At 31.9% G+C, this 3,156-nt stretch carries 5 protein-coding genes; all 5 read right to left on the bottom strand.

Translation table 11 applies throughout. The features are described 5' to 3' along the window. Positions 1-101: 101 nt before the first annotated feature. The gene (locus tag ACPYKA_RS20015; protein WP_479543949.1) at positions 102-566 is read right to left on the bottom strand and encodes a hypothetical protein; all 465 of its coding nucleotides are present in this window, start codon (positions 564-566) and stop codon (positions 102-104) included. Positions 567-1,013: 447 nt separating this feature from the next. After that, positions 1,014-1,328 (bottom strand): hypothetical protein, encoded by a 315-nt coding sequence (locus tag ACPYKA_RS20010; protein WP_479543948.1) that lies wholly within the window; start codon positions 1,326-1,328, stop codon positions 1,014-1,016. Further along, the gene (locus ACPYKA_RS20005; RefSeq protein WP_479543947.1) at positions 1,328-1,696 is read right to left on the bottom strand and encodes a hypothetical protein; all 369 of its coding nucleotides are present in this window, start codon (positions 1,694-1,696) and stop codon (positions 1,328-1,330) included. Before ACPYKA_RS20005 ends, ACPYKA_RS20010 begins: the two co-directional genes overlap by 1 nt. A gap of 298 nt (positions 1,697-1,994) precedes the next feature. Continuing rightward, positions 1,995-2,465 carry an SMI1/KNR4 family protein gene (locus ACPYKA_RS20000; protein WP_479543946.1) on the bottom strand — a complete coding sequence of 157 codons (471 nt, stop codon included), beginning with the start codon at positions 2,463-2,465 and terminating at the stop codon, positions 1,995-1,997. 225 nt (positions 2,466-2,690) lie between these two features. After that, positions 2,691-3,119: a hypothetical protein gene (locus ACPYKA_RS19995; RefSeq protein WP_479543945.1), complete on the bottom strand. Its 429-nt coding sequence runs from the start codon at positions 3,117-3,119 to the stop codon at positions 2,691-2,693. Positions 3,120-3,156: the final 37 nt, after the last annotated feature.

Here is a 3,156-nt window from a genome sequence, read left to right as displayed (position 1 = left end):
TATTCTTTTTCACATATGAAATAAAGTGAAAATAATAGCACATTACTCCAGATAATCAGCTGAATTAATTTGAAATAAATAACCTGGAATAATGTGCTAGTTTACAATATTATAATGCCACAAACAATTTTATTTTTGTCTAAAACAAATCCCACATTATCATTTTTTACAATTGACATTGTTTCTTTTTCCGAAAATAAAATTAATACACTATCAATACCTATATAAACGTTCAATTCACCTTTTTCATCTATATACGTCTTATCATAATATTCTTCAACCTGAAAATTAGGTGTACCTTTAATCAAAGTTATATTGTTCATATCCAAGCCCAAGCTTTCCATTTTATGTACGTTCTCACTTAAAGTTAATGTAATGGAACGAATATTTCCTGTATATTTTCCTATGCCTATTTCAATTAAGGATTTTTTGAAATCCCCAGTTCTCCAATATATCGTTGGTTCCTTTGATATATTCCAAGTACCGAATTCTATATTAATCGGTGTATAAACATCATATTCAATATTTACAGACTGACTTTCTTTATATTCTGTTACTTTTAACATAATCATATCTCCTTGTAAGGCATATACACAGCGTGCTTGATTATTGGTAGTAATCCCTCTCCACGAGGTTTACTAAATATTAATTCCCAATTGCCTACGTTCATAATTTCTTCATATTAATTACTTGAATATAATTAAAAACTGCACCTTTAGCCTCTCAACCCAAAGATGCAGTGATATTTTCTCTCTTATTTCCAACCGTGGAACTTTAAAAGTTTAACTGGCATTCGGAGTTCAATTTGTTGTTCTAATTCTTTATAAAAGATATTCATGTCTACTTGATCGTACCATTTTTGGCTATTTTCCAAATCTATACCTCCCTTACCATTACTTATTGCACAGCCAAATGCTCCTCTAAGGTATTCTCACCAACATAAAGAAAACTTGAAAGGTCCATAGCCAATCAAGGTTTAATAATATTTCTCAATTGCATCGCTTTAAAGACTGTTACTTTACAATACACTCAGGAGTAAAATTTACAAACACTAAGTTTGTACCATCATCCATCATCCTTTTTAATTCCCTGCCTAGTGAATAATTAGTGTTTGGTTCTGTTTGCAATACACAAATGATATTTCCACCTTCTCCTTGTGCAAGACAGGTTAATTGTAAATAGTCAGCATTATCATATATAAAAGAGACTATATAATCATAAAAATCTTTTTCACAATTATTAACTCCATAAACCCTAACTATTGTTCCGCTCCAAATTGGAGTATCGTCTGAAATTTCCTTTACAGGTACCCATTCACCCTTAACCATCATGCTACACCCTTTCTATTTAACTTTTCACCAGATGCATCAGCAGGCTTAGTAGACTTAAAATCAAAATCAACCTCCCCTTGATATTTTCCTTTGCTATTTGTTTTTTCAAATCTACCATGCTGTGTATCTACCGAATATAAATCTTCTGTTTTAGGATCATTATATACATCTCTACCATTAATCTTACTTAGTTTCGAGTCCTTTTCTAAACCAACATTTTTTGCAATTTCCCGCGCTTTTGATTTAACTGTTGCTACACGCTCGGCTGGTGATAACTTTACAATCAACTTTATAAAATCTTTAGCAATATTACCCGTACCCTTAGTACTATTACTTCCTACTCCATCACCCTTCACTACAAACATTTGCGTGCGAACTTCACCCAGTGACTTCATTTCAATTCCATAAGATGTTATATCAGACGAGTCTGTCGAAAGTTTTCTTTAGTAAATACTGGGACCCTTACATCCGCAAGTCCTGGTTTAGCCGCATCAATCTTTCCTTGGAGAATCATTGTGGTATTAAACCTATTCTTTTATGTTTAAGATTGACGCTAATTAAATCTCTACCTTATTTTGAATTACAAGTTATGTTTATTATAAAATTATTGAAAATAAAAAAACTTGAAAAAGCTAATAGCCAATCAAGGTTCGCAATGTTATATTATACTTCTTGCATAGCTAAATCTAACAAAAAATCACCAAAATCTTTAGCATTTATTTCATATCTTTGTCTTTCCAACTCAATACCAGGTACAAAAGATACTACCTTTGGTTCTTTTATTTCATCAAGTTGATTAAAATCTAAGCAAAAAAGTTCATCGCTCCCAGTATCATATATAACAAGAAGGTTATTTGGTAGATTAATTTCTTTTCTTTCCGTTAATGTGTACCAAATGGCATCTGGAACAGATGAGTTTTCAAAATCATCATTAATAATCCCGTAAATCTCCTGAGCTCCGAAATTTCCTGCTCCAAAAGTATGCAAATAATCTAAATACATTCCAGTAAACTTTACACCTAGCTTTTCTTCAGCTAGTTTTATTAATTCATTTGTCCTTCCCCCAATAAAGTCAGCCATATCTTCATTGCTTTGAATTATTTGCTTTGCTTTCTGATAATTTTCAACGCTCATTCTTATCCTCCTCTCTCATTTTAAAAATCATTGTCCAGTTTTCTGGAACCCATGATTGATTAGAGCCAAAACTTTTCGCTTCCTAGTTATGTCCAGGCAACCTTACCTCCATAATAATTGATGAAATCGCTTAAACTAGTCAAAAAACTATCCCAACCTATTTCCATGCACCATTAAAAAAGTTAATTTAGTGCTTCTTATTTTTTTAGTCAGTAAAGTATAATTTCAGTCTTTTTTGGCAATAAACTTAGAATGTTTTTGGTGCCAAATGTATATTAATTCTTTTAATTCTGATGTATTAACTGTGCACCAATCTCCGATACCATCTTCCGCTAAGTTATCATAGATTTCGGTTTTATCTCGATGGATTTCCACTCCACATATATTACCATTTAATTCTTCATAATCTGACTTTCCAGTCAATACCTTATCAATGGCATGAATAGCGTAACTAATATCCCCACCTTGTATATCCGACATCAGAAACGTTGCTACTAAGCGCTTGCTTTCATCTTCCATTTTAATAATTAAATCTGAATCTCCATTTTGGTAACTAATCACATCAAATTTATGCTCTAACATATTTTTCCATTCCTCTCTCCCTGATAAAAACAATAGATTACTAGGACTAGGATAGATATTGCGGAAAAGCATATATTACTTTCCATTTACCATACGGAGATTTTCTCGG

Source organism: Pseudogracilibacillus amylolyticus (SeqCode), from assembly GCF_051918545.1.
Taxonomy (GTDB): domain Bacteria; phylum Bacillota; class Bacilli; order Bacillales; family Amphibacillaceae; genus Pseudogracilibacillus.
The sequence above is the reverse complement of the archived record's forward strand: the minus strand, read 5'-3'. Positions and strand labels throughout refer to the sequence as shown.

Excerpts from the sequence above, each read along its gene's own strand:
- ACPYKA_RS20005 (WP_479543947.1), bottom strand. The coding sequence starts at position 1,696 with ATGTTTGTAGTGAAGGGTGATGGAGTAGGAAGTAATAGTACTAAGGGT.
- ACPYKA_RS20010 (WP_479543948.1), bottom strand. The coding sequence starts at position 1,328 with ATGGTTAAGGGTGAATGGGTACCTGTAAAGGAAATTTCAGACGATACT.
- ACPYKA_RS20000 (WP_479543946.1), bottom strand. The coding sequence starts at position 2,465 with ATGAGCGTTGAAAATTATCAGAAAGCAAAGCAAATAATTCAAAGCAAT.
- ACPYKA_RS20015 (WP_479543949.1), bottom strand. The coding sequence starts at position 566 with ATGTTAAAAGTAACAGAATATAAAGAAAGTCAGTCTGTAAATATTGAA.
- ACPYKA_RS19995 (WP_479543945.1), bottom strand. The coding sequence starts at position 3,119 with ATGCTTTTCCGCAATATCTATCCTAGTCCTAGTAATCTATTGTTTTTA.